Genomic DNA, 24,111 nt, shown 5'->3' on the forward strand with positions numbered 1-24,111 from the left:
AGGCGCATGACCTGGATTTCCGGTCCGGTACGTCTTTCACAGGACTTTGCTACATTGCTGACTGCTGGCGAAAACGGCCTCACGCGGCCGCCCCGCTCACCGCAAACCGACTTACCAAGGAGACATCGAATGCACGCCGCACTTCAACTTCGTTCGCTAATCAAGAGCAGCGGTGAACTCGAACTGTCGCTAGACAGCATCGACACCCCGAACCCCGGCCCGGATGAAGTGCTCATCCGCATTGAAGCCTCTCCCCTCAACCCGTCCGATCTCGGCCTGCTGTTCGGTGCGGCCGACATGAGCACGGCCAAGGCCAGCGGCACGGCGGAGCGCCCCGTGGTCACCGCGCGCGTCCCGGAAGGCGCGATGCGCAGCATGGCAGGCCGCATGGATGCGTCCATGCCGGTTGGCAATGAGGGCGCGGGCGTGGTTGTCGATGCAGGCTCGTCCCCGGCGGCGCAAGCGTTGCTGGGCAAGACCGTGGCTGCCATCGGCGGCGCGATGTACTCGCAGTACCGCTGCATTCCGGCGGACCAGTGCCTGGTCCTGCCCGAAGGCGCCACGCCCGCCGATGGCGCGTCGTCGTTCGTCAACCCGCTCACCGCGCTGGGCATGGTCGAGACCATGCGGCGCGAAGGGCATAGCGCCCTGGTGCACACCGCCGCGGCTTCCAACCTGGGCCAGATGCTCAACCAGATCTGCCTCAAGGATGGCATCAAGCTGGTGAACATCGTGCGCAAGCAAGAGCAGGCTGACCTGCTCAAGGCACAGGGCGCGGTCTACGTCTGCAACGCCGCGTCGCCCACGTTCATGCAGGACCTCACCGAGGCGCTCGTCGCCACTGGCGCAACGATCGCGTTCGATGCCACGGGCGGCGGCAAGCTCGGCGGCCAGATCCTCACCTGCATGGAAGCGGCCTTGAACAAGACGGCGCGCGAATACAGCCGCTATGGCTCGACCACCCACAAGCAGGTCTACCTCTACGGCGGCCTGGACACCAGCCCGACCGAATTCAACCGCAACTTCGGCATGGCGTGGGGCATGGGCGGCTGGCTGCTGTTCCCGTTCCTGCAAAAGATCGGGCGCGAGCGGGCCAGCGAACTCAAGCAACGCGTGGTGGCGGAGCTGAAGACCACCTTTGCCAGCCATTACTCGAAGGAGATCTCGCTGGCCGAGGTGCTGGACCTGGACGTGATCGCCGTCTACAACAAGCGCGCGACGGGTGAGAAGTACCTGATCAACCCGAACAAGGGCCTGGCCGGGTAAATCATCCCGGGGCGCCTTGCGCGCCCACCGTGTCAAGAATCAGCCGCTGCGCCGCGGCCAGCGGCGCGGCGCTGCCGGCCGGCAACGGGTGAGCGCTTTCCAGTTCCGCGGCGGCGTGGAAGCTCACCCAGGTGCCGCCCTGGCCGTCATCGCGCACCAGTACGCGCAGGGGCAAATCCAGCGCAACGCTGGGTGCCGCGAGCATCAGCGGCGTTCCCCCCTTGGGGTTGCCATAGATCAGCACCTGCGTCGGCGGCATCGCCAGCCCGGCGTTGCGTGCCGCCTCGGCATGGTCGATCCGCGCGAAGATCGTCATGCCCTTGTCTTTGAATGCCGCGAGCAGGCGCTCCACGGTCCTCGGAAAATCGTAGCGGCTGGGATAGGTTTCCATGACGGATCTCGTTGCTTGCCTGGATCACTCTATATCCCTGCCGCTCGCCTGCCATGCGCAACTTGGCGCAACGCCTTCGATGAAGTGCGCGAGCAGCATCTCGCCTAAATCTCGCCTAAATCTCGCATTAAGCCGGCGCGCATTTTTCGCCACAAATAATCCATCGGCGTCGGGTTTCCATGTAGCCATATAGCCCTTATAAATACGAGTGATTTGCATTTACAATTTGATCTATCGCACCGCAGCGACAACAATCAAGCACCGAACACCCAACGCCGAACCCCGTCTACATCACGCACACGCCAGCCATGCCGCCGACCCGCGATCCACTCACCCTGCCCGCCAGCCTGCGGCTCGCCCCGCCGCCGGTGCCGCGCCTGGCCTATCTGGGCGCCGGCACCCTGGTCGCGGTCGGTTACATGGATCCCGGCAACTGGGCCACTGCCATCTCCGGCGGCGCCAAGTACGGCTACAACCTGCTGGCGGTCATCGCCGCGTCCAGTCTCGTCGCCATGCTGCTGCAGTGGATTGCCGCGCGCGTCGGCGTGGTCACCGGGCGTGACCTGGCGCAGCTCAGCCGGGAACGTTTCTCCCGGCCCATCGTGCTCACCCTGTGGGTGGGCAGCGAGATCGCCATCATCGCCTGCGACGTGGCCGAGGTGGTCGGCTGCGCCGTGGCGCTGCAACTGCTGCTGCACGTGAACCTGTGGGCCGGCGTGCTGATCTCGGCGGCAGCCACCGTGGCCATGCTGGCCGTGCACCGCGAAGGACGGCGCACGCTGGAAGCGCTGGTGGGCACGCTGATCCTGCTGGTGGCGCTGTGCTTCGTCGCGCAACTGGCGATGGCGCAGCCCGACTGGGCGGCGGTGGCTGGCGGCTTCGCCCCCACGCCGGAACTGGTGCGCGATGCGGGCATGCTGTGGCTGGCAGCCGGCATCGTGGGCGCTACCGTCATGCCGCACAACCTTTACCTGCACGCTTCACTGGTGCGCAAGTACAGCCCTGGCGCCGTGCATGGACAGCCGCCTTCGCCCGCCGCCGCGCCGGCGCTGGTGCAGGCGCTGCGCGGCGTCAGCATGGACACCTTCGGCTCGCTCACCTTCGCCTTCCTGATCAATGCCGCGCTGCTGATCGTGGCAGCGGCCGTGTTCCACGCCGGCGGCATGACCGACGTATCGGACCTGGCCGACGCGCACCGCTTGCTCGACCCGCTGCTGCATTCCCAATGGGCCAGCCTGCTGTTCGCCGCCGCGCTGCTCGCGTGCGGCCTCAACTCCACCCTCACCGGCACGCTCGCCGGGCAGGCGGTGATGGAGGGCTTTCTCAACCTGCGCATGTCGCGCGTGCGCCGCGCGCTGCTGACGCGCGGCCTGGTGATCGCGCCGGCCCTGGTTGCGGTCGGCATCTTCGGCCAGCATGGCTCGGCGGAACTGCTGGTGGCCAGCCAGGTAGTGCTCAGCGTGAGCCTGCCCCTTGCCGTGCTGCCGCTGATCGGGTTCGCCTCCCGCGCCGACCTCATGGGCGCGTGGCGCTTGCGCGGCCTGCCTCTGGCGCTGGCGTGGCTGAGCGCGGGCGCCATCCTCTTCCTGAACGGCGCGCTGCTGTGGCAAAGCATCGCGGCATGAGGCCGCCAGGGTGGACCGCAAAGAAGCTAGTGAGCTAGTGGGCTAGTGGGGCGCCTCGCCCCGCGTGAACCGCGGCGGCCTCTTCTCCACGAACGCGCGCACGCCTTCCCGCGCATCGCCACTGCTCGCACAGGCCGCGAGCAACTGGTGCTCCAGCGCCAGGTGCTCCTGCAACCCGCGCGCCGGCAGCCCGCTGCACAGACGCTTGATCGCGTCCAGCGACCCGCCGGCCGCGCCAGCCAGCCGCGCCACCAGTGCCTCGGCGGCATCGGCCAGTTCGGCGTCCGGGTGCAAGGCATCGATCACGCCATGCTGCAGGCAGCGCTGCGCGTCGATCGTCTCACCGAGCATCAGCCACTGCTGCGCCCGCAACGCGCCGACGCGCCGGGCCAGGAAATACGAAGCACCGGCATCGGGCGACAGGCCGATCGCGGCGTAGCCGGTGCGCAGCGCCGTCGACGCTGCGCCGAGCACGAAATCGGCGCACAGCGCCAGGCCGATGCCCGCGCCGGCCACTGGCCCGCCGAGCGCCGCCACTACCGGCATCGGCGCCGTGGCCAGCCGGTACAACGCAGGGTGCAGCGGGGTGAGGATGTCGTCCACCAGCGTGTCCAGCGCCGTCCCCGCGGCGGCGAACTCGTCGATATTACCGCCGGCGCAGAAGATGCGGCCTTGCGCCGCCAGCAGCACCACGCGCGGCTGGCTTTCCAGGACTTCGCCGATGGCGCGCACCAGCGCCCGGCTTGCCGCGAGCGTAAGCGAATTCGCGTGCTCAGGCCGGCACAACGTGATGCGGCCGATATGGCCGGCCACGCCCCAGCTCACCCCTTCCGATTGCTGCATGGGTTCCTCCATACTTGCTTGAGACGCTTGCGATGCCTGAGATCGATCCGCGCCATCATGCCGCGAGCTTGCGCGCGATGAGTTCCTTCATGATCTCATTGGCGCCGCCGTAGATGCGCTGTACGCGCGCGTCGGCATACAGGCGCGCGATCGGGTATTCCATCATGTAGCCGTAGCCACCGAACAGTTGCAGGCATTCGTCGGTGACCTTGCCCTGCTGCTCGGTGCACCACCACTTGGCCATGTAGGCCGCCGTGTCGTCCAGCGTGCCGTCAAGCAGGCGTTGGATGCAGTCGTTGACGAAGCTGCGCACCACGTGCGCCAGCGTGGCGCACTCGGCGAGCTTGAAGCGCGTGTTCTGGAAATCGTACAGCGATTGGCCGAAGGCCTTGCGCTGCTGCGTGTAGTCGAGCGTCAGCGCCACCGCGCGCTCGATCACGGCGGCGGCGGGCACGGCAAGCAGCATCCGTTCGTACGGGAGCTGGCTCATCAGTTGGGCAAAGCCCCTGCCCTCCACCCCGCCCAGCAGGCAATCCGCCGGCACCCGCACGCTGTCGAAGGACAGCTCGGCGGTGTCCGATGCATGCTGGCCCAGCTTCTCCAGCCGCCGCCCTACCCGGAAGCCTGCCAGGTTCTCCGTCTCCAGCACCACCAGCGACACGCCCCGGCTGCCGGCTTCGCCGGTGCGCACCGCCACCACCAGCAGGTTGGCGGTAAAGCCGTTGGTGATGAAGGTCTTGGCGCCATCGATCACGTAGTCGCCACCCTCGCGCCGGGCACGGCTGTTTAGCGCCTGGAGGTCGGAGCCGCAGCCGGGTTCGGTCAACGCGATACCGGCCAGCATGTCGCCGCTGGCGAGCCTGGGCAGCCAGCGCTGCTTCTGCGCCTCGGTGCCGTAGTCCAGGATGTAGTGCGCGGCGATGGTGTGCACGGCGGTGTTGGCGGGCACCTCGGCCTTGGCCAGCTCGTCCTGCACCACGCACTGGTAGGCCAGGCTGGCGCCCGCGCCGCCATAGGCCTCATCCATTTCGGGCAGCAGGAAGCCCATCTGCCCGAAGGGGCCCCAGACCTCGCGCGGGATGTAGCCCTGGCGGCGCCAGCCGTCCAGGTGCGGCGCCAGCTCGCCGGCGACATAGCGGCGCACCTGCTCGCGAAAGGCTTCGATGTCTGCATCCATCCATTGATGGCGGTACGGTTGCGGCAGCATGGCTCAGATCCCCGTCAGGCCGCCGCTGCACATCAGCGTCTGGCCGCTTACATAGTCCGACTCCGGGATGCAGAACATGTACACGGCGCCCGCCGCCTCGTCCGGGGTGCCGCCGCGTCCCAGCGGAATGCCTCGCTCCATCGCGGCCATCAGGTCCGGGTTGACGCCGACCTTGATCTCCCGGCCTTCGATACTGGCGGTGGCCTGGTCCGCGGTGCTGCCTGTCAGCCGGGTCTTGATCAGGCCATAGGCCACGCAGTTGACGGTGACATTCATGCGGCCCCATTCCTTGGCCAGCGTCTGCGTCATGCCAACGATGCCGGCCTTGGCGGTGGCATAGTTGGCCTGGCCGGCATTGCCGAACAGCCCAGCCACCGAGGACGTGTTGATCACCTTGCGCACCACGCGCTGACCGGCCTCGGTTTCGGCCTTGACCAGCCCGCGCAGCACCGGCTGCGCGGCGCGCAAGATGCGGAACGGCGCCGTGAGGTGGCAGTCGAGCATGGCGTACCACTGCTCGTCGGTCATCTTCTGGATCACGTTGTCCCAGGTGTAGCCCGCATTGTTGACGATGATGTCCAGGCCCTGGTACGCATTGACGGCGGTGCCGATAAAGCGCTCGGCAAAGTCCGGCGCGGTCACGCTGCCAACGCAGGCCAGCGCCTCGCCACCGGCAGCGCGGATGGCCTGTACCACTTCCTCGGCCGGTTCGGCATCGAGATCGTTGACGACGATGCGGGCGCCTTCGCTAGCCAGCTTGAGCGCGATCGCGCGGCCAATGCCACGGCCCGAGCCGGTGATGAGGGCAATCTTGCCTTCGAGTTTGCGCGTCATGGGTGTGTCTCCTGCAGTCAGGTTCGGGTTCGGGTTCGGGTTCAGGCTCAGGTTCAGGGCAGCGCGACCAGCGCCTCGCCCACGATCTTGGTTTGTCCGAACTGGTTGGCGCTGTGCACCTCGATGCGCACGCAGCGCTCGCCGTTGACGTCGAGCTTCTCGAGCACGCGGCCGCCGCAGTGGATCACGTTGCCCAGGTGCGTGATGCCCTGGAAGCGCACATCGAAGCGGCGCAGCCGGGCTTGCGGCGCCCAGCCGGTCAGCAGTCGGCCCAGCCAGGCCATGCCCAGCATGCCGTGCGCGAACACGTCCGGCATGCCGGCGCGGCGCGCGAAGTCGAGGTCAATGTGGATCGGGTGGTGATCGCCGGAGGCACCGGCAAACAGCGCGAGCGTGCGGCGGTCCACCGGGGGCAGCGTCAGTTCGGGCAGTGTGTCGCCGACCTGCACCGAATCGAAACCAGGGGATGTCAACGCCATCATGTCGGTCATGTCCGCTCCTTCAGTTGCGCACCACGGTCAGCGACCGCAGCCTGGCCACGGGCTCGCCGCGCTGGTTCGTCACCTGCGATTCGGTCTCGATGAATTCGAGCACGCCGCCCTTCTTGTCGTAGATGTCCTTGATCCGGGAGGTGACCGTCACCGTATCGCCGGCCACGATGGGGCCGAGATACTCGAAGCTCTGCTCGCCATGCAGCACGTTCTGGATCGGCACGCCAAGCCGGTCGAGCAGGCCAAACATCGCGCCCGAATCGAGCTCGGCGGTAAAGAGAAAGGTGGGCGGCGCCGGCAGGTCGGCATAGCCCGCGTCGCGCGCGGCGGACTCGTCGAGGTAGACCGGGCTGGTCTCGCCGATGGCCTTGGCGAAGAACTTCAGCCGGCCGCGTTCGACCGGCAGCACCGAGCTGCCGATCTCAAAGCCAATCCATTTCTTGTCGACCACGATCAGACTCGCTCGTACAGGGTGACGACGCAGGCGCCGCCCAGGCCCAGGTTGTGCTGCAGCGCCAGCCGGGCGCCGTCCACCTGCCGCGCACCGGCGCGCCCGCGCAGTTGCCCGACCAGTTCCGTGCATTGCGCCAGGCCCGTGGCGCCGAGCGGATGGCCCTTCGACAACAGGCCGCCGGAGGGATTGGTGACCACCTTGCCGCCATAGGTGTTGTCGCCATCGACCACGAACTTCTCCGCGCCGCCGATGGGGCACAGGCCAAGCGCCTCGTAGCTGATCAGCTCGTTATGGGCAAAGCAGTCGTGCAGTTCCACGACGCCGATATCCTCCGGCCCGACACCCGCGGCCTCGTACACCTGCCGGGCGGCGCTGCGCGTCATGCCGAAACCGACCACGTCTCGCATATCGCGCGTGGCGAAGCTGTCGGGTGTATCGGTGGTCATGGCCTGGGCGCGGATGCGTACCGTCGCGTCAAGGCCGTGCTTCTTCGCGAACGCCTCGGAAACCAGGATCGCCGCCGCCGCGCCGCAGGTCGGCGGGCAGGCCATCAGCCGGGTCATCACGCCGGGCCAGAGCATCGGCGCGGCCATCACTTCCGCCTCGGTCACCACGTTGCGAAACAGCGCCAGCGGATTGTTGGCGGCGTGGCGGCTGGCCTTGGCGCGTATCTTGGCAAAGGTCTCGACCTTGGTGCCAAACTCCTGCATATGCGCGAGGCCCGCGCCGCCAAAGTAGCGCAACGCGAGCGGCAGCTCGACATCGGTCAGCTCGGCCGCCAGCGCGTCAAAGCGCTCGAAGGGGCTGGGGCGGTCGTTGAACACCGAGCCCAGCGCGCCCGGCATCATCTGCTCGAAGCCGAAAGCCAGCACGCAATCGGCCATGCCGCTGGCCACCGCCTGGCGGGCCAGGTACAGGGCGGTAGAGCCGGTCGAGCAATTGTTGTTGACGTTGACCACCGGGATGCCGGTCATGCCGACTTCGTACAGCCCACGCTGGCCTGCGGTGGAGTCGCCGTAGACGTAGCCGGCGTAGGCCTGCTGCACGCTGGCGTACTCGACGCCGGCATCGGCCAGCGCCGCACGCACGGCCTTGGCCACCATCTGCGGATACGGCTCGCTCGCTCCTGGCTTGGTAAATGGAATCATGCCGGCGCCGGCAACGATCACGGATGAGGTCATGGTGACTCCTTGTTGTATTGCGTATGGATGAATCAGCCCACCTGCCGCTGCTGCCCTTCCCAGAAGGGCTTGCGCAGTTCGATCTTGAGGATCTTGCCGGCGCCGGACAAAGGCAGGGCGTCGCGGAACTCCACGCTGCGCGGGCATTTGTAGCCGGCGATCAGCGTCTTGCAGTGGTCGATGAGTTCGCCAGCCGTGGCGGACGTGCCCGGCCGGCCCACCACCACGGCGTGCACGGCCTCGCCCCACTCGGCGCTCGGCACGCCGATCACGGCACTGGCGACCACGGCGGGATGCAGGGCAAGCGCGTTCTCCACCTCGGCGGAATACACGTTCTCGCCGCCGCTGACGATCATGTCCTTCAGGCGGTCGACAATAAAGATGAAGCCATCCTCGTCCATGTAGCCGCCATCGCCGGTGTGCATCCACCCGTCGCGCACGGCGGCGGCGGTCTGCTCCGGCTTGTTCCAGTAGCCTTGCATCACGGTGGGCCCGCGCACCGCCACCTCGCCCACGGTGCCGCGCGGTACTTCGCGGCCTTCGCCGTCGACAATGCGGACTTCGGAGGTGTAGCTGGCGCGGCCGGCGGCGCGCAGCTTGCCTTGTGCGCGCCCTTCGGCGGTGTGATACCAGGCGGGGTTGATGGTCGCCAGCGGCGACAGCTCCGTCATGCCGTAGGCCTGCACGAAGCCAACGCCCGGCAGCGCGGCCATGGCGCGCTCCAGCACCGCTTCGGAGATCGGCGAGGCACCATAGAAGATGGCCTGCAGTGCGCTCAGGTCGCGCGGCTTTTTCATCGCCGGGTGATCGACCATCATCTGGATCATGGTCGGCACCAGCAGCATATGGGTCACACGGTCGCGCTCCAGCGTATCGAGCACCAGCTCCGGGTTGAACGCCGGGATGATCGCGTGCGTGTTGCCCTCCATCCATTGCGGCATCGCCAGCCCCATGTCGGCCAGGTGGAACATCGGCGCGGCGTGCAGGTAGGTGCCGCCCGGCGTGGCCAGTCCTTCCGCGCGCAGTGCCAGGCCGGAGGCGCACAGGTTGGCGTGGCTCAGCATGACCCCCTTGGGAAACCCCGTGGTGCCACCCGTATAGAAGATGCCGGCGAGGTCCTCGTCGCGCCGCACGGCATCGGGTACCGGCGCGGCATTGGCCAGCAGCGCCTCGTAGCCATGCATGCCGGCAGGCACTTCGCCGTCGCCGCAGTAGATCAGCTCGCGCAGCGTCGCGGCGTCGCGGCGAAGCTGCACGGCGAGCGCACGGAACGTCTCGTCGACCAGCAGGATGGTCGAGCCCGAGTCGTCCAGCGAGTACAGGATCTCCGCCGCCGACCAGCGGGTATTGCAGGGGTTGAGCACGCCGCCGGCCCAGGGCACCGCCATCTGGTACTCGAGGAAGCGGTCGGAATTCAGCGATAGCATGGCAACGCGGTCGCCGCTTTGCATGCCCAGCTTGCGCAAGGCGCCAGCCAGGCGTGCCACGCGCTCGGCCAGCTGGCGGAAGCTGCGCTGGCGCTCGCCGTAGCGCACCGCGATGCGTTCGGGGTGTTGCTGCACTGCACGATGCAGGGCCTGGGTGAGGTACATGGTTGTCTCCGTCGCGTTGCGTGAAAGCGTTGGCGTCTTGTATTGTTTGTGCTGCCCATGGTAGAAACGCGCGGCTGAGCGTGCAATTGCGCATCGCCCCGAATGCATGGCAGAAGACCTCAACCCACCACGCCCGCCCGCTCCATGCCACCTCCCCCGGTCACCATCTCGATCGCCTTAGTGCACGGCATGCTGGCCGGGGTGCGGGCCCGCGGCCAGTCCTGCGACGTGTACCTGGCCGACGCCGGCATCGCGCCGGATCTGCTCCGGGAAGCCGGCGCGCGCGTCACCGGGGCCCAGTACATCGCGCTGTTCCGCTCGCTGATCGACCGCCTCGGCGACGAGGGCTTGGGCTTGCTGTCGCGCCCGCTCAAGCCTGGCAGCTTCGCCCTGACGGCGCGCTCGGCGCTGGGCGCGCCCGACCTGGAGACGGCCATCCGGCGCATTGCGCGCACCTTCCGGCTGGTGCAGGACGACATTGAGCTGGTGCCGGTGCGCGAGGCCGGCCTGGCCGGCCTCGCCCTGCACTTCACCCACGCCGCGCAGGCACGGCCTGGCTTCCTGGACGAGATGCTGTTACGCGTGTTCTGGCGCCTGCTGGCCTGGCTGGCCGGCGGGCAACTGCCGGCCGCGCGCTTTGACTTTGCCTTCGAATGCCCGCCGCATGTGGGCAGCTATGGCAAGGTCTTTCCCGCGCAGCTGAATTTCGGGCAACCGCGCACGGCCATCTGGTTCGACGCCGTGCGGCTCGAGAGCCCGGTACGCCGGGATGAGGCCGCGTTGTGGGACTTCCTGGCCCAGGCGCAGGCCAATGTCATCATGCCGCGCCGCCGTGAAGAGATGACCAGCGCGCGCGTGCGCGGCCACCTGCAGCGCACGCAGCCCGCCTGGCCCGATCTTGCCGCTACCGCCGATGCGCTGCATATGTCGACCTCCACGCTGCAACGCCGCCTGGCCACGGAAGGCACCTCGTTCCAGGCGCTGAAGGACGAGCTGCGCCGCGATATCGCGATCGTCCGGCTGAACACCTCCACGGTGGCCCTGGCCGCGCTGGCACAAGAACTGGGATTTACCGACAGCGCGTCATTCCAGCGCGCGTTCAAGGCGTGGACCGGCAGTGCGCCGGGGACGTATCGGCGCGGCGAGAGCGGTAGCTAGCCGCCGCCGATTTACAATTGCCGATACATGGTGGCGGCGAATTCCGGGAGGGGATGCGCCAAACCAACCATGCAAAAAATACAAAAAACACAAGAAACGCAAAGACACCGAGGAGACTGCCCGTGCCCCACCCGCTCAACCGCGCCACCCTGCTGTCCGCTGCCCTTCTGCTCGCATCGTTCGCCGCCCTGCCCGCCCGCGCCGACATCCGCGTGGGCATCGACGTCTCCACCACCGGCCCCGCCGCCTCCATCGGCATCCCGTCCAAGAACACCGTCATGATGTGGCCGCAGACCCTGGGCGGCCAGCGCGCGCAGTACGTGATCCTGGACGATGGCTCCGACCCGGCCGCGGCCGTGCGCAATGTGCGCAAGCTGATCTCCGAGGAAAAGGTGGATGTGGTGGTGGGCCCCAACATCACGCCCACCGCCATTGCCGCGCTGGATGCCGTGGCGGAGGGCGAAACGCCGATGGTGGCGCTGGCGGCGTCGGCCGCCATCATCGAGCCGCAGTCGGACCCCAAGCGGCGCTGGGCATTCAAGATGCCGCAAAACGATTCGCATATGGCGACGGTCCTGACCGAGTACATGAGCAACCATGGCATCAAGACGGTCGGCTTCATCGGCTTCAGCGATGCCTATGGCGAGAGCTGGTGGCGCGAGTTCTCCAAGCTGGCGGACGTGCGCAAGCTCAAGGTGGTGGCCAACGAGCGTTTCTCGCGCACCGATACTTCGGTGACCGGGCAGGTGCTCAAGCTGATGGCGGCCACCCCGGATGCCATCCTGATTGCCGGCGCGGGCACGCCGTCGGTTTTGCCGCAGAAGACCCTGGCCGAGCGCGGCTACAAGGGCAAGGTGTATCAGACGCACGGCATCGCCACCTGGGATTTCCTGCGGGTAGGCGGCAAGGATGTGGAGGGCACCCTGTTCCCGACCGGGCCGGTGGTGGTGGCGCGGCAGTTGCCGGATGGCCATCCGGTAAAGAAGGTAGCGCTGGAATTTGTGACGCGCTATGAGGCGAAGTACGGCGTGGACAGCATCACGCAATTCGCCGGCGATGCCTGGGGCGCATGGATGCTGCTGGACGATGCCGCGCGCCGTGCGGGCAAGAGCGGCGCGCAGCCGGGCACGCGCGAGTTCCGCCACGCCATGCGCGATGCGTTGGAGACGACCACCAACCTGACCATTCCCAACGGCGTGATGAACCTGAGCGCGAAGGACCATCAGGGCTTTGACCAGCGCTCGCGCGTGATGGGTGTGATCCGCGACGGCAAGTTTGCCTACGCGTCGGACAAGTAAGGATAGGGAAGGATATTTGAGATGAGCAAGACGACGATTGGCTTTATCGGCCTTGGCGCCATGGGCACGCCGATGGTGCGCCACCTGCTCGCCGGCGGGCACGCCGTGCGCGCGTACGTGCGCCGCCCCGAAGCCGCCGACGCGGCCCGCGCGCTTGGCGCCGTGCCCTGCACCACGCCTGCGCAAGCCGCGCGCGGCGCCTCGGTGGTGTTTACCAACGTCACGTCATCGCAAGACGTGCATGCCGTGCTGCTGGGCGAGCACGGCGTGATCGAAGGCGCGGCGCCGGGCACCATCTGCATCGACCACAGCACCATCTCGCCCATCACCACCCGCGAGATCGCCGCCAGGCTGGCCGAGCGCGGCATCGAAGCACTGGATTGTCCGGTCTCCGGCGGCACCGTCGGCGCCGAGGCCGCCAGCCTCACCATCATGGTGGGTGGCAAGGCCGAGATGCTGGAGCGCGTGCGGCCGCTGCTCGCGCTGCTCGGCAAGACCATCACCCACATCGGCGATCACGGCGCGGGACAAGTCGCCAAGCTGTGCAACCAGATCGCGCAGGTGGTCAATATCGAAGGCATTGCCGAAGCCATGCGCTTCGCGCAGGCGCAGCAGGTAGACAGCGCGCGCGTGCTGCAAGCCATGGCCACCGGCATGGCCGGCAGCCGCATGCTCGACATGATGGGACCGAAGATGGTCGCTCACGACTTTGCCCCCGGTATCGAAGCGCGGCTGCACGACAAGGACTTCGGCCTGGCCGCGGAAATCGCGCGCCAGCTCGGGCTGGAGCTGCCGGCCATGCAAGCCACCTCGCGCCAGCTCGGCACGCTGATGGAAAAGGGCTGGGGCAAGGACGATACGTCGTCGCTGCTGCGGGTGCTGGAGGGCTGAATGGCCGATTAGTGGCCGAGGAGTGGCCGAGGAGTGGGCGAGGAGTGGGCGAAGACTGGCCAAAGAGGAGGCGCTAAGCCACCCCCATCATCCGCCGCACAGCCAGCAGCAACGGGCTGTCGCCGTCGGCAAAATCATGCATCACGTTGAAATGGTGCCTGTCTGGCATCGGCACATGCGCCGCGCCCGGTGCCTGCGCGTTGGCGAGCCAGGCGGCGCGCAGCAGGTCGGTCTGCCGATGGTATTCGCCCGGCTCCAGCCCGCCTACCGCGGTGACCAGCGGCGCGTCCGTGGCCGGCGGCAGGAAGGCCGGCGAGAGCCGGTCAACATCGCGCGCCGACAGCTTCAGGTCGACCTGCAGGAAGTCGGCCCGGCGCAGCGGCTCCAGGTCATGCAGGCCGCTGACCGAGACCACGCCCTTGACCAGGTCGGCCGGCAGATCGCGGCCTACACGCGGCCACAGCGTGGTGAGCATCATCGCGGCCATGTGGCCGCCGACGGAATGCCCGCCCACGAAGATGCGCGCTTTGTCGTGGCCAAGCCGGCCGGACTCCCGGTACAGCCAGGCCACGCTGCGCACAGCCTGCAGCACGATGGTCTCCACCGTCACCGCCGGGCACAGCGAGTAATTGATCACCGCCACCGACACGCCGCAGCGCGGCAGCGCATTGGCCACCAGGCTGTGGTCGCGCTTGTCCAGCGCGCGCCAGTAGCCGCCGTGAACGAACACCAGCAGCGGCGGCGGCCCATCGGTGGCGCCTGGCTCGGCCGGGAAGTAGTCGAGCCGCTCGTCCGCTGCGTGCGGGCCAGGCTCGGCACCGGCATAGCTCAGGTCCTCCAGCCAGCCGGCGCGCTTGCGCACCTGCCGCGACAACTCCGCCCAGTGGGCCATGTGGGTGGCGTTGTCGGGCACGTTGGCCCGGTTGTTGTATTCGCGCGCATAGAAGGCGGGATCCTGCGACGGCAGCCGTGCAAGGCTGGCGAGGGAGGGCTGGGCTGACATATGGCTCCGGGGTGGATGAGCGAAACCGGGCGGCGCCGCGGCTGCCAGCATGCTAGCGAGTTCGCACAGCGCCAGATATCGACAACTTCCCGGATATCGGGCCGCCGCCCCCCCTTGGCCAGTTTCATCCGCTGTACCGCCCGCAAGCCGCCTGAATCCTGCGATCGCAGCCGGGCGACGCGAGACAAGCGCAGGCGCTGGGGCTGCGGATGGGACGCGCTGGGGGCCATCTACCGGGGCTAGTTGTGGCCTGGCAGGATTTGCGGCATAATTCCCGGCTCAGCACCGTGCTGGCACGCCGGACTCCCGGCAAATCCGCCAGCACCCACTCAGCCCGGGTGGTGAAACAGGTAGACGCAGGGGACTCAAAATCCCCCGCCGCAAGGCGTGTCGGTTCGAGTCCGACCCCGGGCACCACAATATTTCCCAAGAAACAAGCAGATACATAGATGCGTGCGCCCAAGGGCGAGCGCAGCTTCGCCACACGTCGATAGTCCGTACAGCGTGCTGGCCCGACGCCGGGACGCTAAGCCGGGAAAAACTCAACCCGCTCCCCGGCGCCAGCCATCGACTGCCCGAACGTAATCCAGCCGTGCCCTCTCAGCGCGACCTCATCGCGGCGCAGGATGATTTCGTCATCACCGTCGATGGCGACATGCGTACCGTTCGCGCTTCTGTCGATCAGCATGTACTTGCCGGCGCGGAACTCGATCATGGCGTGGAACCGCGATGTCTGCGGATCCGCAACGACGATCGTCATCGCGGCGTCGCGCCCTATCGTGACCGGCGGCGATGCGCCGTTCATGCGGACCTCCATCTCCCGATACCGCAGCGTTAGCAGCGCGGGGCGGATCGCGCGCTGGCTTACGTCGGCGAGGATGGTCATGTCGGCGTTCTGCTGCCATATCGCTTCGAACAACTCCACGGGCACGTCCTTGCCGCGCACCTGTATCGGGTAGAGGTAGCGCATCGCCTGGCGCAGGCTTGCCGGCAGATGCGCCACGGCGTCCTTGCTGGTGATGATCTGCCCCTGCGATGCGAGCTTGGTGAGGCGCGCGGCAAGGTTGACCGTGTCGCCGAACACGTCGCCCGATGCATCATGCAGGAGCGGGCCGTGGTGAAAGCCGATATGGATGGACATGGGGATGCCGGATACGGGCGGCAGCGCGGCAATCGCCATTTGCATGTCGAGTGCAGCCTGCATGGCATTTTCGGCGGAGGGGAACACTGCCATGACTTCATCGCCGATGGTCTTCACCACGCGGCCTTGCTGCGCCGACGAACAGGACTTCATCAGGGCGATGCACTGCCCGATCGCACCGAAGGCGGCCGCGTTGCCGGCCTTTTCATACAGCTTGGTGCTGCTGCTGATATCCGCGAACAGTACGGACCCGTCACCGTCGGACTTCGCAGGCATCGATTCCCGGTCCATATGCACCTCAAACTGCGCCTCAACCCGTTCGCTCGCCGCGCGCCTCGCGCGGCGCCCTGCACTGATGGTAGTACGCGGCCGAACGCTCAAAGGAATGTTTCAGCGATATCGATCGATGAGCGCTGGCCGAGTGCCTCGAAGTTTGCCGCGAGCCAGGCGTCGGCCCGCTCGCGCCCGAGCGTGAACAGGCCGCGCAGGAAGGCCCAGTCCGCGTTGAACTTGCTGGGCGCGCCCAGCCGGGCCATCTCGGTTTCGGCATCGATGCTGTGGATCAGCATGCGGCGGTAGCGTGCCGGGTCGAGTGCGCCTTCGTCGATCAGCCGGGTGATGAACTCGATGGCGCGCATCTCGCGCATCAGCGAGGAGTTGAAGCTGAGTGTGTTGATGCGGTCCAGGATTTCGCGTGCCGTGACAGGCACCTGGGGAATGTGGATCGGGTTGAGGCGGATGATCAGCACATCGCGGCTGTCGGTTTCATAGATCAGCGGATAGATCGGCGGGTTGCCCATGTAGCCGCCATCCCAGTAATACTCGCCGTCGATCTCCACGGCCTGGAACAGCGTCGGCAGGCAGGCCGAAGCCATCACGGCCTTGGCGCAGACCTCGCCGGTGCTGAACACGCGGATGCGTCCGCGCAGCACATTGGTTGCGCACAGGAACAGCTTGACGCTCTTGCTGCGGCGCAGCACCTCGAAATCGATGGTCTCGTCGAGGATGTTATGCAGCGGATTGAGGTTGCAAGGATTGAGCTGGTAAGGCGAGTAAAAGCGCGTGAGATGATCGAACATCATCCACGCCGGCGACATCTCCATATTGCCGCCGGCGCCCATCAACCAGTCCAGCCAGGTAGGCTGCAGGGGACTCAGCTTCGCGCAGTCGGACACCTTGCGCCAGCACGTCTCCAGGGCCTGCCGCGCGCCCTCGGGCCCACCGCTTGCCAGGCCGTAGGCAAGTACGGTGGCATTGACGGCGCCGGCGCTGGTGCCACTGATGCCGTCGATGCCGATGCGCTTGTCTTCCAGCAGCCGGTCCAGCACGCCCCAGCTGAATGCCCCGTGGGTGCCGCCCCCTTGCAACGCGATGTTGATGCGGCGGATCGCGGGGGGTTGCTTGGCTTGCATGGTGGCCTCCTGTTTGCGTGCCTTAGTGATGCTTCTGCCTCTGCGTGCCTGGGAGTGGGAGCGGCGCCGGCCGGGCGAGCGGCCACGCCAGGTTGCACCGGGCGCTGGTGTCGTAGCCGGCATCGTCCAGCCCTGGCAGCTCGGCCCGCGCTGGCCTTTCCGCCTCCCCTTTGGTTGCAGCGTAGTGCATGCGGGCGGACAACCGGCTCAATCCCGCGCATTGCCTGGCTTCGCCATCCATCCGGCCGCTTGGGACAAAAGAGACGGATCAGGTATGAAGCGGCGCCTGGACGCAAATGGAGAGATGGAAAGCGCCCAGATTTCTTTTGCCTTCTGCAGACCTGCATGGCGATGGGAACAGATGTTGCCGGGGTGCTACCCCTGCCCCGCTTGATACGGTTGCTCCCCCTATCAGCGCCTTGATCCACTCATGCACCACCCGCACCGCCTGCGAGGCCTTGAGCCGCGCCGACACCATCAGATCGTACGAATACGCCGATGACAAGCTGACCGGCGGCGACCGCACCCGTTGTCGGGCACCTCGCCCCCCCTCATCGGCAAGCCCGGAAGTGTCAATTTTTTAAAAAGATAACCTCAAGGCACATTACCGATTTCTGTTTGCAGATCGTCCATGCCGCAGGCGAATTCCTGCTGCGGCAAGTCCATTGCCTGACCGATAGTGGGCGCGTTACAACGCTAGCCGAGCCATGCAGCAGAGGCTTTGACCATCACGTGAATCGCGACTACACTCCCCGCGAAGTACCTCCGGAACCGGGTCGTCTGGAGAATAATGAAAAACAGGAGCGCGAGCATGGGCCAAAGAAGCCCGGCGGTGCGATTTAGCCGAAAGCATCGGTTATTTCGGGATTTTGGGGCGGTCACGGCGTGTATCGGTTGCGACCGGCGCGCTCGACTCGAGGCAGGCTTTACGCTGATCGAGCTGATGGTGACCGTGGCAATCATTGCGATTCTCGCGTCAGTCGCCTACCCGTCCTATCTCCAGTACGTCGTGCGATCCAATCGCGTGGCAGCGGAATCTTTCCTGCTTGAGGTTTCCAGCATGCAGGAGCGCTATCTGGTAGACAACCGGGCTTATGCGTCCAGCCTTGCCACGCTCGGCTACGCCAGCCTTCCCGCCACCGTCTCCCCGAATTACCAGATCACCGTCGCCGTGGTCGCGGGCCCACCGCCCGGCTATGTGCTGTCGGCAACGCCGCAAGGCGGGCAGGCCACCAACGACACCGCGTGCGGAACGCTTACCCTGTCAGGCAACGGGGACAAGAGCGCGTCGGGCGGCAGCTTGAACTGCTGGAAATAGCCCATGCGAAATTTCACTGCATGGCGCGCGGCCGGCCTTCTCCCCAAGCGCGGATTCACATTGATCGAGCTGCTGGCCACGCTGACGATATTGGCAATCATTGCGTTTGCCGCGGCCCCTTCGTTCTCAAGCATGGTTGCGACGCAACGCGCGCGTAATGCTGCGCTCGACCTCTCTGCCGCCGTGTCGTTGACCCGCAGCGAAGCGGTGAAGCGTAACAGCACCATCACCATGGCCGCATCGAGCGCCTGGGCCAGTGGCTGGTCCGTAACGGCAGGCACCGAGAAGGTGCGCAGCTTCGGCCCCTATGACGGCATTGCAATCACTGCCAGCGCGGGCAACTCCCTTGCGATCGGCAACGACGGCAGGCCCGCGACCGGGAGCCTGACGTTCCAGGTCGCGCCTTCCGTTTCCCCCCAGCCGGCTTCTACGATCTGCGTGCAAGTGAGCGGCACCGGGCGCATCGCTGTGGTATCCGGAGCTTGCACATGACTTCGCGCTCGTCACGCCATGGCAAGTGCGCGGCCCGGTCCTCGCAGTGCGGCGCCACACTGATCGAGGTCTTGATATCGGTCGTGATCTTGCTAGTGGCGCTGCTTGGAACTGCGGGCCTGATCGCGCGCTCCAGCCAGTCGGAGATGGAATCCTATCAACGCGTGCAGGCGCTGACACTGCTACAGGACATGGCGGCACGGCTGAATGGGAATCGCCAGGCCGCGCCCTGCTATGCCAGCGGCACAATCATCACGACGGCGGGCAGCGCGACCGTTGCCCCGCCGGCTTGCACGGTCGGATCCGCAGCCCAGGTGGCCATCGCCAATGCCGACCTGGCAGCCTGGGGTACCGAGTTACTCGGGAGCGCGGAGATCAGTGGCGGCAAGGCGGTCGGTGCGATGATCGGCGCGCTTGGCTGTATCGAAGCCGTCGATGCCGCGAACCAGATCTATCGCATCACGGTAGCGTGGCAGGGCCTCGCCAAGACCGCAGCCCCCGCGCTGCCTTGTGGCAGTGGGCAGTTTGGCAATGATGCGAACCGCCGCGCGGTAAGTATCCAGGTACGCATTGGAGTGCTCTCGTGACCAGGCTGCACATTGCAATGCGGCACCGTCAGCGCGGCCTTTCCTTGATCGAGCTGATGGTCGGGCTGACCTTGGGGCTGCTGCTCCTGACAGCGCTCGGGAGCCTGTACTTCTCCACCACGCGGTCACGCTCCGAGTTTTCCAATAGCGCAGAGCAGGTGGAGAACGGGCGCTACGTGCTGGACACACTCGGGCGCGAAATCGAGCTTGCGGGCTTTTTTGGCGCTGCCAGCGTAACTAGCGGTGCAACGGTGGCAGGCCCCGCCGCATGTGCCACGACACCCGATGCACTCGGCTTTGCCAGCTCGCCCGCCACAGTACCGCTTGCCGTGCAGGGCTACGCGCCAGGCACGGCACTCCCTTGCCTGCCTGGCCTCGCGCCAACCTCGGAGGTGCTGGTGATCAGGCGCGTCTCGACGACGCCAACCACGACACCCATCACCGGACAGGCCTATATGCAGGTTTCATTCTGCGCCAACGACGCCACATCGTTCGTGTTCGGCGCCAGCGCGCCGGCCTTCACGATGCGCACCAAGGCATGTGACGCGGCCACGCCCACGGTGTTGCGCCAGGCAGTCGTGCGCATCTTTTATCTTGCCGCCTGCGATGTGTGCTCCGGCAATGGCGACGGCGTGCCGACGCTGAAAATGGCCGAACTGATCGGCGGTGCCTTTCAGGTCAGCTCGATGGCGCAAGGCATCCAGGATATGCACTTGTCCTACGGGGTGGACCTCGACAACAACGGCTCCGCCGACTGCTATGTCAGCGACCCCGGCGCAAACAACCAGGCGATCTGCGCCTCAGCGCCGGCCTATGACTGGACGGTCGCCGCGCTCACCAACTGGCAGAACGTGACATCGGTACGCATCAACATCCTGGCCCGTGCACAACGGACCTCGCTCGGCTGGACCGACAGCCGCACCTATGATCTCGGGCGGCCCACCGCGAGCGGCCCATTCAACGACGGCTTCAAGCGCCATGTCTATGCCCGGGTGGCAAGGCTGGCCAATGTGGCAGGCCGCCGGGAGTAAGCCATGCAACACGCAAAACGCGGGGAGTCCGGCGCCACCCTGATCGTTACGTTGATCTTCCTCGTCATCTTCATGCTGATGACGATATCGCTGGTTGGATCCAGTGTCGTCAATGTGAAGGTCGCCGCCAACCAGCAGCATGGCGTCGAAGCGCAGAATGCAGCACAACAAGCCATCGAACAGGTCATCAGCAAGGACTTCACCGCCAGCCCGGCGGCGGCGGCCGCCAGTGTGCCGGTCGACGTCAATGGCGATGGCAACGCGGACTACACGGCACAGGTTGCCGTGCCTGCGTGCCAGACCAGCAAACCGATCAAGAATACCGATCTGGATACCACCAACGCCGACGATGTTTCCTGCTTCATCGGCAACGGCAACCAGAACACCGGCATGCTGACCGCCTCCGGAGCCGGTGGCGGCAATTCTTTATGCAACGCCACGCAATGGGACGTGAACGCCAGCGTCAACGATAGCGCCACCGGCACCAGCACCACCTTGCACCAGGGAGTTGCAGTACGCGTTCCGACCGGCACGGCTTGTCCGTGAGCTTGTCCCCGCCCATGGGCGGCTGATCTGATCATTTCACCTCGTACACCAGGACTCACCATGCGCCAATCCGCCGGATGCATCGCCTCGCGCATTGCCATTGCCGCGTTGTTCTCACTCTGCGTCGTGCGCCCGGCAATGGCGGAGGACATCGACTTGTACACGGGTTTGCAGCCACAGGCTGGCAAGCCCAATGTGCTGATCCTGTTCGACAACGCGTCAACCTGGGATGCTTCGGCCAGCTTCACCTGCTCCACGGCGAACGTGGTATCCAGCAATAACGCTGGCAAGGATGTCGGCGCCGAGCAGTGCGCACTCTATAACGCGGTGGCGTCCATCAAGAACAGCCCCGCCCTGCTGGGCAACCTGAATCTCGGGGTGATGATGTTCGGCACCGGGAATAATGTCGGCGGCTCGATGCGGTTTCCGTCGGTGGCGCCTTACAAGCTGCCGCTGATGGACAGCACCGGCGTGGACAATTTCCTGACGTATGTGAAGTCCATCGATCGCCAGGCCGACAACTCGAACAACTCGCAGGTTGGCGGAGGCATGCAGGAGTCATGGGCCTTCTACGCCGGGCGGACCGGCTTGTCGGGCACCAAGTACACATCGCCCATCGACAATCCCTGCCAGCGCAATTTCGTTATCTATATCGCCAACGCCGTCAACAACGGCAAGCCGCAGGACACTGGCCAGAACGTCATCAACGCGCTGGTAGCCGCGGGCGCGACTACCGCCCAGCAACAGCAAATCACGATTCCCGCCCCTTACAACGGATACCAGAGCAACTGGGGCGACGAATGGGCTCGCTTCATGTACCAGACCGACGTACAGGGCAACATGGCCAACCAGCAGAACATCGTGACCTACACGATCGCGGTGACTGATGGCAAGAACCCGGATTACGTCCAGTTCACAGATAGCATGGGGACCAATGGCGGCGGCAAGACCTATGTGGTCCAGCTCGGGGATGTCAACGGACTGACTTCCGCTTTGCTGCAGATCTTCAACGAAGTGCAGGCCGTCAACAGCGTCTTTGCCTCGGTGAGCTTGCCGGCATCGGTGAACGCGCAAGGCCAGTTCCTCAACCAGGTCTATGTCGGCATGTTCCGCCCGGACGCCACGGCCGCGCCACGCTGGATGGGCAATCTCAAGCAGTATCAGATTGGCTACAACAGCAAGGGCAATATCGTACTGCAGGATGCCAGCGGCAACAGCGCGATCAGCAACGCAGCGACCGGGTTCATTTCCCCGGGTGCCGTCAGCTACTGGACCGCTGAGCCCCCGCTCACGTTCAGCACAAGTGGCTATGGCACCGGCGGGGTGGCAAACTGGCCCGCCAAGGGCTTCTGGACGAACAGCCCATCGAGCACCGGATGGAACCTGGACTCGCCCGATGGAGAGGTGGTGGAGAAAGGCGGCGCGGGCGAGATGCTGCGCGCCCAATTGCTGACCAGCCAGGATAGCCGGGTACTGTTCACGTGCAACGGCGCGGGCAACTGCCCGACCAACGCCGCCATGCCAACGTTCGATACCGCCAATACATGGCTGAACGGCGCCAATGGCCTTGCGGCCGTCAACGCCGGAACCAGTGGTGCGGCAACCATCAGCAGTACGGAATTGCCCAAGCTGATCGCCTGGATGCGCGGTGCGGATGTGAAAGCGGCGGATGCCAGCAGCATCGCCGGCCAGGAGGCGCAGCAGGGTCCGGGCTCACCGGTCACCGTGCGCGGTTCGATTCATGCCGATGTGCTGCACTCGCGGCCGGCGGTCGTCAACTATGGTGGAAGCACGGGGGTCGTGGTGTTCTATGGCACCAACGACGGCGTGTTCCACGCGATCAACGGCAACCAGGCACAGGGGATCGGCAGCGTAAGGCCCGGGGGTGAGCTCTGGGGCTTTATTGCTCCGGAGTTTCTCGGCAAGCTCAGCCGCATCTATACCAATTCGCCGGAGGTAAAGCTCTCGACCACGCCGGGTGGCATTACCCCGGCACCGACACCCCGCGACTATTTCTTCGACGGCAGCACGACGGTCATGCAAGACCTGCGGGACCCGGCACATCCGCGCATCGTCCTCTACCTGACCGCACGCCGCGGCGGCCGGCTGATCTATGCCCTGGATGTGACCGACCCCGCCAATCCTCGCTACCTGTGGAAGCGCACCAACGCCGACTTCCCTGAACTCGGCCAGAGCTGGTCCCAGCCACGCGTGATACGCGCGCGAGGCAGCGCGTCCGCGCTCATCGTCATGGGTGCTGGCTACGACACGACGGAGGACAGTGATCCCGCACCAGGCACCGACATCATGGGGCGGGGCGTTCTGGTGCTCGATGCCTTGACCGGCTCCCCCGTATGGAGTGCCCTGCCTAGCTGCGCGGGCATGGGCGGCACCTGCCTGCCAGTGCCGGACCTGACTCGTGCCATCCCCTCGGATGTGACCGTGCTCGACCGCAACGGCGACGGGTACATCGAACGCTTCTATGTCGGCGACGTCGGTGGCAACATTTGGCGCGCGGATCTGGAGACTACCGCGGGGAATGCGCCGGCGAACTGGACCCTGAACAAGCTTGCCGCCCTAGGTGGCGCGTCCGGCACAAACGCCGCACGCAAGTTTTTCTACCCCCCCGATGTCGTCTCCACCGCTGGCTACGATGCCGTCACTGCCGGCACGGGAGACCGCGAGCATCCGCTTTACTCTGCCTCGACGACGCCGGGCACGGCCTACAACGTGGTCAATCGGCTTTACATGGTGAAGGACACCAACATCCTCGGCATGCCGTCGACCTGGAAGCCGATCACCGAAGCCGGCCTTGTCGATGCCACGACGCTGACGGGCACCTATGACGGATCGGGTTCGGGCTTCTACATCACGCTGACCAATCCCGGCGAGAAGGCGGTCAACGCACCGCTGACGGTCAGTGGCTACACCACGATCGGTACCAACACGCCAAGAGTGCCGGATGCCAACACGTGCTATCCGAATCTCGGGATCGCCCGTAGCTACTCCTTCAGCTTCCTGACGTCGGCCGGGCAAAACCCGGCCCGCTCGATCATCCTGGACGGCGGCGGCTTCCCGCCATCGTCCGTGTTCGGCATGGTATCGATCGGCAGCGGCACGAGCGCGACCGTGGTGCCGGTCTTGCTCGGCGGGGGGAACCAGACCGGTCCTGGCGGCGGCGATGCCACCTCCGCGCTAGGTGCGCAAAAGGTCAATATCGCTGGCGTCGGCAAACGCAAGCGCATCTACTGGTACCCGGAAAGCGACAAGCACTAGGCAGAATCGGCCCCGTCCTGCCACCAAGGGCGGGGTCGCGTCGCCAATGATGCAGTGCACGACGCCTCGCCGGT

General features: G+C 66.1%; 23 protein-coding genes and 1 tRNA gene. 12 read left to right on the forward strand and 12 right to left on the reverse strand.

What is annotated here, in order from left to right; all coding sequences use genetic code 11:
- The first annotated feature begins 129 nt into the window (after window positions 1–129).
- The gene (locus RR42_RS16775) at window positions 130–1,266 is read left to right on the forward strand and encodes a zinc-binding dehydrogenase (RefSeq protein ID WP_043349179.1); all 1,137 of its coding nucleotides are present in this window, start codon (window positions 130–132) and stop codon (window positions 1,264–1,266) included.
- Window position 1,267: 1 nt separating this feature from the next.
- Here the strand turns inward: RR42_RS16775 and RR42_RS16780 are convergent, their stop codons facing one another.
- Together RR42_RS16780 and RR42_RS39725 are read right to left on the reverse strand one after the other, a co-directional pair.
- Window positions 1,268–1,657: a DUF302 domain-containing protein gene (locus RR42_RS16780; protein WP_043349181.1), complete on the reverse strand. Its 390-nt coding sequence runs from the start codon at window positions 1,655–1,657 to the stop codon at window positions 1,268–1,270.
- 24 nt (window positions 1,658–1,681) lie between these two features.
- Window positions 1,682–1,876: a hypothetical protein gene (locus RR42_RS39725; protein WP_144409842.1), complete on the reverse strand. Its 195-nt coding sequence runs from the start codon at window positions 1,874–1,876 to the stop codon at window positions 1,682–1,684.
- 89 nt (window positions 1,877–1,965) lie between these two features.
- Here RR42_RS39725 and RR42_RS16785 point away from each other — a divergent pair, with 89 nt between their 5' ends.
- A complete protein-coding gene (locus tag RR42_RS16785; protein ID WP_043349184.1) occupies window positions 1,966–3,282 on the forward strand; it encodes an Nramp family divalent metal transporter in 1,317 nt (438 codons plus the stop codon).
- 42 nt (window positions 3,283–3,324) lie between these two features.
- Here RR42_RS16785 and RR42_RS16790 read toward each other — a convergent pair whose 3' ends face one another.
- The 7 genes from RR42_RS16790 to RR42_RS16820 are packed head-to-tail and all read right to left on the reverse strand — an operon-like array spanning window position 3,325 to window position 9,884.
- Window positions 3,325–4,125, reverse strand: coding sequence for an enoyl-CoA hydratase/isomerase family protein (locus RR42_RS16790; protein WP_043352272.1), 801 nt, complete (start codon window positions 4,123–4,125; stop codon window positions 3,325–3,327).
- A 55-nt stretch (window positions 4,126–4,180) separates the two neighbouring features.
- The gene (locus RR42_RS16795; protein ID WP_043349187.1) at window positions 4,181–5,332 is read right to left on the reverse strand and encodes an acyl-CoA dehydrogenase family protein; all 1,152 of its coding nucleotides are present in this window, start codon (window positions 5,330–5,332) and stop codon (window positions 4,181–4,183) included.
- A 3-nt stretch (window positions 5,333–5,335) separates the two neighbouring features.
- Complete coding sequence (locus RR42_RS16800) at window positions 5,336–6,166, reverse strand: SDR family NAD(P)-dependent oxidoreductase (protein WP_043349190.1); 831 nt, start codon at window positions 6,164–6,166, stop codon at window positions 5,336–5,338.
- Window positions 6,167–6,219: 53 nt separating this feature from the next.
- Window positions 6,220–6,639, reverse strand: coding sequence for a MaoC family dehydratase (locus RR42_RS16805; protein WP_043352275.1), 420 nt, complete (start codon window positions 6,637–6,639; stop codon window positions 6,220–6,222).
- Window positions 6,640–6,667: 28 nt separating this feature from the next.
- A complete protein-coding gene (locus tag RR42_RS16810) occupies window positions 6,668–7,108 on the reverse strand; it encodes a MaoC family dehydratase N-terminal domain-containing protein (protein ID WP_043349193.1) in 441 nt (146 codons plus the stop codon).
- Between the two features lie 2 nt (window positions 7,109–7,110).
- Window positions 7,111–8,292, reverse strand: a complete 1,182-nt coding sequence (locus tag RR42_RS16815; RefSeq protein ID WP_043349194.1) for a lipid-transfer protein — start codon at window positions 8,290–8,292, stop codon at window positions 7,111–7,113.
- Between the two features lie 32 nt (window positions 8,293–8,324).
- Window positions 8,325–9,884 (reverse strand): long-chain-fatty-acid--CoA ligase, encoded by a 1,560-nt coding sequence (locus RR42_RS16820; RefSeq protein WP_043349197.1) that lies wholly within the window; start codon window positions 9,882–9,884, stop codon window positions 8,325–8,327.
- 144 nt (window positions 9,885–10,028) lie between these two features.
- Between RR42_RS16820 and RR42_RS16825 the strand changes: the two genes are divergently transcribed.
- From RR42_RS16825 to RR42_RS16835, 3 genes are all read left to right on the forward strand, one after another.
- Window positions 10,029–11,042, forward strand: coding sequence for an AraC family transcriptional regulator (locus RR42_RS16825; RefSeq protein WP_043349200.1), 1,014 nt, complete (start codon window positions 10,029–10,031; stop codon window positions 11,040–11,042).
- A gap of 122 nt (window positions 11,043–11,164) precedes the next feature.
- On the forward strand, window positions 11,165–12,340 hold the full coding sequence (locus RR42_RS16830; RefSeq protein ID WP_052494675.1) for an ABC transporter substrate-binding protein: 1,176 nt from the start codon (window positions 11,165–11,167) through the stop codon (window positions 12,338–12,340).
- Window positions 12,341–12,361: 21 nt separating this feature from the next.
- Window positions 12,362–13,231, forward strand: coding sequence for an NAD(P)-dependent oxidoreductase (locus RR42_RS16835; protein WP_043349203.1), 870 nt, complete (start codon window positions 12,362–12,364; stop codon window positions 13,229–13,231).
- 73 nt (window positions 13,232–13,304) lie between these two features.
- Here the strand turns inward: RR42_RS16835 and RR42_RS16840 are convergent, their stop codons facing one another.
- Window positions 13,305–14,234: an alpha/beta hydrolase gene (locus RR42_RS16840; protein ID WP_043349205.1), complete on the reverse strand. Its 930-nt coding sequence runs from the start codon at window positions 14,232–14,234 to the stop codon at window positions 13,305–13,307.
- A gap of 332 nt (window positions 14,235–14,566) precedes the next feature.
- On the opposite strand from RR42_RS16840, the gene RR42_RS16845 reads away from it, so the two are divergent.
- Window positions 14,567–14,651 (forward strand) — tRNA-Leu (locus tag RR42_RS16845).
- A gap of 109 nt (window positions 14,652–14,760) precedes the next feature.
- On the opposite strand, the gene RR42_RS16850 is transcribed toward RR42_RS16845, so the two are convergent.
- A complete protein-coding gene (locus RR42_RS16850; RefSeq protein ID WP_043349207.1) occupies window positions 14,761–15,666 on the reverse strand; it encodes an adenylate/guanylate cyclase domain-containing protein in 906 nt (301 codons plus the stop codon).
- A gap of 86 nt (window positions 15,667–15,752) precedes the next feature.
- Entirely contained in the window at window positions 15,753–16,787 is a 1,035-nt protein-coding gene (locus RR42_RS16855; RefSeq protein ID WP_043349211.1) for a patatin-like phospholipase family protein, read from the reverse strand.
- Between the two features lie 811 nt (window positions 16,788–17,598).
- Between RR42_RS16855 and RR42_RS16860 the strand changes: the two genes are divergently transcribed.
- Genes RR42_RS16860 through RR42_RS16885 form a run of 6 tightly spaced genes read left to right on the forward strand, consistent with a single transcriptional unit; the run spans window position 17,599 to window position 24,037 of the window.
- On the forward strand, window positions 17,599–18,105 hold the full coding sequence (locus RR42_RS16860; protein ID WP_082054927.1) for a type IV pilin protein: 507 nt from the start codon (window positions 17,599–17,601) through the stop codon (window positions 18,103–18,105).
- 3 nt (window positions 18,106–18,108) lie between these two features.
- Window positions 18,109–18,597 carry a GspH/FimT family pseudopilin gene (locus RR42_RS16865; RefSeq protein ID WP_043349213.1) on the forward strand — a complete coding sequence of 163 codons (489 nt, stop codon included), beginning with the start codon at window positions 18,109–18,111 and terminating at the stop codon, window positions 18,595–18,597.
- On the forward strand, window positions 18,594–19,184 hold the full coding sequence (locus tag RR42_RS16870) for a type IV pilus modification PilV family protein (RefSeq protein ID WP_043349214.1): 591 nt from the start codon (window positions 18,594–18,596) through the stop codon (window positions 19,182–19,184). The genes RR42_RS16865 and RR42_RS16870 overlap by 4 nt, the downstream gene beginning before the upstream one ends.
- A gap of 17 nt (window positions 19,185–19,201) precedes the next feature.
- Entirely contained in the window at window positions 19,202–20,215 is a 1,014-nt protein-coding gene (locus RR42_RS16875) for a PilW family protein (protein ID WP_043352281.1), read from the forward strand.
- A gap of 3 nt (window positions 20,216–20,218) precedes the next feature.
- On the forward strand, window positions 20,219–20,761 hold the full coding sequence (locus RR42_RS16880; protein WP_043349217.1) for a pilus assembly PilX N-terminal domain-containing protein: 543 nt from the start codon (window positions 20,219–20,221) through the stop codon (window positions 20,759–20,761).
- A 60-nt stretch (window positions 20,762–20,821) separates the two neighbouring features.
- On the forward strand, window positions 20,822–24,037 hold the full coding sequence (locus RR42_RS16885) for a pilus assembly protein (RefSeq protein WP_043349221.1): 3,216 nt from the start codon (window positions 20,822–20,824) through the stop codon (window positions 24,035–24,037).
- The last annotated feature ends 74 nt before the right edge of the window (window positions 24,038–24,111 follow it).

Origin of the sequence: Cupriavidus basilensis, from assembly GCF_000832305.1 — a bacterium.
In the GTDB taxonomy this organism is placed as follows: Bacteria; Pseudomonadota; Gammaproteobacteria; order Burkholderiales; family Burkholderiaceae; genus Cupriavidus; species Cupriavidus basilensis_F.

Coding starts and splice junctions, on each gene's coding strand:
- RR42_RS16775 (WP_043349179.1), top strand. CDS start 130: ATGCACGCCGCACTTCAACTTCGTTCGCTAATCAAGAGCAGCGGTGAA.
- RR42_RS16780 (WP_043349181.1), bottom strand. CDS start 1,657: ATGGAAACCTATCCCAGCCGCTACGATTTTCCGAGGACCGTGGAGCGC.
- RR42_RS39725 (WP_144409842.1), bottom strand. CDS start 1,876: ATGCAAATCACTCGTATTTATAAGGGCTATATGGCTACATGGAAACCC.
- RR42_RS16785 (WP_043349184.1), top strand. CDS start 1,966: ATGCCGCCGACCCGCGATCCACTCACCCTGCCCGCCAGCCTGCGGCTC.
- RR42_RS16790 (WP_043352272.1), bottom strand. CDS start 4,125: ATGCAGCAATCGGAAGGGGTGAGCTGGGGCGTGGCCGGCCATATCGGC.
- RR42_RS16795 (WP_043349187.1), bottom strand. CDS start 5,332: ATGCTGCCGCAACCGTACCGCCATCAATGGATGGATGCAGACATCGAA.
- RR42_RS16800 (WP_043349190.1), bottom strand. CDS start 6,166: ATGACGCGCAAACTCGAAGGCAAGATTGCCCTCATCACCGGCTCGGGC.
- RR42_RS16815 (WP_043349194.1), bottom strand. CDS start 8,292: ATGACCTCATCCGTGATCGTTGCCGGCGCCGGCATGATTCCATTTACC.
- RR42_RS16820 (WP_043349197.1), bottom strand. CDS start 9,884: ATGTACCTCACCCAGGCCCTGCATCGTGCAGTGCAGCAACACCCCGAA.
- RR42_RS16825 (WP_043349200.1), top strand. CDS start 10,029: ATGCCACCTCCCCCGGTCACCATCTCGATCGCCTTAGTGCACGGCATG.
- RR42_RS16835 (WP_043349203.1), top strand. CDS start 12,362: ATGAGCAAGACGACGATTGGCTTTATCGGCCTTGGCGCCATGGGCACG.
- RR42_RS16840 (WP_043349205.1), bottom strand. CDS start 14,234: ATGTCAGCCCAGCCCTCCCTCGCCAGCCTTGCACGGCTGCCGTCGCAG.
- RR42_RS16850 (WP_043349207.1), bottom strand. CDS start 15,666: ATGGACCGGGAATCGATGCCTGCGAAGTCCGACGGTGACGGGTCCGTA.
- RR42_RS16855 (WP_043349211.1), bottom strand. CDS start 16,787: ATGCAAGCCAAGCAACCCCCCGCGATCCGCCGCATCAACATCGCGTTG.
- RR42_RS16860 (WP_082054927.1), top strand. CDS start 17,599: ATGGGCCAAAGAAGCCCGGCGGTGCGATTTAGCCGAAAGCATCGGTTA.
- RR42_RS16865 (WP_043349213.1), top strand. CDS start 18,109: ATGCGAAATTTCACTGCATGGCGCGCGGCCGGCCTTCTCCCCAAGCGC.
- RR42_RS16870 (WP_043349214.1), top strand. CDS start 18,594: ATGACTTCGCGCTCGTCACGCCATGGCAAGTGCGCGGCCCGGTCCTCG.
- RR42_RS16875 (WP_043352281.1), top strand. CDS start 19,202: ATGCGGCACCGTCAGCGCGGCCTTTCCTTGATCGAGCTGATGGTCGGG.
- RR42_RS16880 (WP_043349217.1), top strand. CDS start 20,219: ATGCAACACGCAAAACGCGGGGAGTCCGGCGCCACCCTGATCGTTACG.
- RR42_RS16885 (WP_043349221.1), top strand. CDS start 20,822: ATGCGCCAATCCGCCGGATGCATCGCCTCGCGCATTGCCATTGCCGCG.